This window comes from Pseudocitrobacter vendiensis, from assembly GCF_943590815.1.
Taxonomy (GTDB): domain Bacteria; phylum Pseudomonadota; class Gammaproteobacteria; order Enterobacterales; family Enterobacteriaceae; genus Pseudocitrobacter; species Pseudocitrobacter vendiensis.
In genome coordinates, this window is sequence record NZ_CALSBS010000092.1 from 1 (window position 1) to 379 (window position 379).

Annotated in this window: 1 protein-coding gene; it reads right to left on the reverse strand. The window is 58.6% G+C overall.

Annotated elements, in window-relative coordinates; genetic code table 11:
- Nucleotides 1-363: peptide-methionine (R)-S-oxide reductase MsrB (msrB, locus tag NMC31_RS26100; RefSeq protein WP_253899405.1), on the reverse strand; the 363-nt coding region annotated here is incomplete at its 3' end.
- Nucleotides 364-379: the final 16 nt, after the last annotated feature.

Here is a 379-nt window from a genome sequence, read left to right on the forward strand (position 1 = left end):
TGAGTTGATGCAGTACCGCAGACCGCCGCGGTCGGAAGGACCATCGGGGAACACATGGCCGAGATGACTGTCTGCGTGTACTGACCTGACCTCCGTCCGGACCATGCCGTGTGCGCTGTCCCGCACCTCGTTCACGTTTGCCGAAACGATCGGCTTGGTGAAGCTGGGCCAGCCAGTACCCGAATCGAACTTGTCCGTCGAAGCGAACAGTGGCTCTCCCGACACTATGTCGACGTAGATGCCAGGCTCCTTGTTGTCGTTGTACTCGCCCGTGAAGGGCCTTTCGGTCCCCGAATCCTGGGTAATCCGGCGTTGCTCGGGGGTCAGGCGGTCAACTGCTGCCTGTGACTTCTCAAACTTCATGATAGTCTCCAATAAT